This window comes from Micromonospora sp. M51, from assembly GCF_018070305.1.
GTDB lineage: Bacteria > Actinomycetota > Actinomycetes > Mycobacteriales > Micromonosporaceae > Micromonospora > Micromonospora parva.
The window spans coordinates 1-1,508 of the sequence record NZ_JAGPXZ010001077.1 but is presented as its reverse complement, the minus strand read 5'-3'; the positions used below and the strand labels follow the sequence as shown (position 1 = coordinate 1,508).

Sequence of the window (1,508 nt, the reverse complement as noted above, 5' to 3'; positions counted from 1 at the left end):
GTGCTCGCTGCAGGCGGTCTACGGCGACCCGGCGGTGAAGAGCCCGTGGACCGGTGGGCTGGACTGGTGGAAGTACCAGGACCTCGGCAAGCTGACCCGGGCCGCCGGCGCTGGCACGGAGTCCGCAAACGGGCAGGTCCACGACCCGAAGCAGCGCACCGTCGCGTCCGCCGACGTGTACCAGCGGGACAACCCGGCAAACTTCCACGGACCGGACGTTCGTACGCTTCAGACGCGCGACGGCCTGAAGGTGATCCCGTACACCGTCGATGACGCGACGGTGATGCAGCGGGTCATCGACCTCGGCGTCGACGGCATCATCACCGACGACCCGGACCTTCTGGTGCGCGTGGCCATTCGCAACGGCCTGCGCTGACCCGCTGAACCACCCGATCGCCGGCCGGATTTTTCCGGCCGGCGATCGGTGTTACCTGCTCCCGGGCCTCGGGTAGTCGGGGGTTGTCCCCGCCACGAAAGCGAACCGTGCCGTGGCCGAAACGCGGTAGCGGGGCGAGGGAATGCAGGTACGACTCATCGCATCCTGAGGAGGACCAGATGAGCACGCAGGCTGCTTCCACCCGGCCGATGAACCGGCCCATGAACGACCCGCAGAATCCCGCTGCGATGCGAGAGACGCAGCAGATGCCGGTCATGCACGACGGGCGTCGGAACGACATGCAGGCACCTGGTACGGAGACCAAGCAGGCGTTCAAGACCACCGAGTTCTGGATCTACCTGATCGCGGTGGCCGCCGTACTGGGCGCGTCGCAGGTCGTCGGTCAGAACTCCGCTGGAGTGGACATCTTCCGGGCCGACAATGCCTGGTTCCTGATCACCCTGCTGACGCTGGGCTACCTCGGTAGCCGTGGTCTGGCCAAGGCCGGCAGCAACTGGCGCAGCAGCGAGGAGCGCAAGGCCCGGCACTGACCGGTTCACAGTGCACGGTGGCCTCCGGGAGGATCTCCCGGAGGCCACCGTCGTCGCGTGTCGAACGGCTACTCGTCGCCACCGAAGTCGCCGAAGTCCCCCTCGAACGCGTCCTCGATCATCTCGCCGGCGATCATGCCGCCGGCGACACCGAGCGCCGCACCGGCGACCATCCCACCCATGCCCATGCCACCCCGGCCGTGACCGTGCCCGTGGCTCGGGCCGTACTGCGAGCGGAGGCTGCCGTAGCGGGACGTGGTCTCGCGCAGCCAACCGTCGACGACCTGCGCCCAGTCCACCCGGTCGACGTCGGTGTGCGACACCTGGTAGCGGCCGAACGCGTCGTGCCCGGCGCTGAGGAACCCGCCGCGCTTGTCGCACTCCAGGATGACCTCCACACCGCGCTGGCTGGTCACGAAGGTCAGCTCGACCTCGTTGATCGTGCTCGCGTACTGCGGGGAGGCGAAGAACTCGATCTCCTGGTAGAACGGCAGGGTCTGCTGCACGCCCCGGATGTGACCGCGCTCCAGGTCGGCGCTCTTGAACCGGAAACCGAGGCGCTGGAACGCCTCCAGGATCCG

The 1,508-nt window shown here is 68.0% G+C and carries 3 protein-coding genes; 2 read left to right on the top strand and 1 reads right to left on the bottom strand.

All coding sequences use genetic code 11. The features are described 5' to 3' along the window. Positions 1-376 (top strand): glycerophosphodiester phosphodiesterase family protein (locus tag KBX53_RS32610; RefSeq protein ID WP_305797998.1); only part of this gene is annotated, 376 nt, incomplete at its 5' end. Positions 377-555: 179 nt separating this feature from the next. Then, positions 556-927 carry a hypothetical protein gene (locus tag KBX53_RS32605; protein ID WP_030333580.1) on the top strand — a complete coding sequence of 124 codons (372 nt, stop codon included), beginning with the start codon at positions 556-558 and terminating at the stop codon, positions 925-927. A 68-nt stretch (positions 928-995) separates the two neighbouring features. Here the strand turns inward: KBX53_RS32605 and KBX53_RS32600 are convergent. Further along, a partial coding sequence (locus KBX53_RS32600) for a sporulation protein (RefSeq protein ID WP_210863706.1) occupies positions 996-1,508 on the bottom strand: 513 nt, incomplete at its 5' end.

Bases quoted from the DNA above. Each gene is read 5' to 3' on its own strand.
- KBX53_RS32605 (WP_030333580.1), top strand. From the start codon at position 556: ATGAGCACGCAGGCTGCTTCCACCCGGCCGATGAACCGGCCCATGAAC.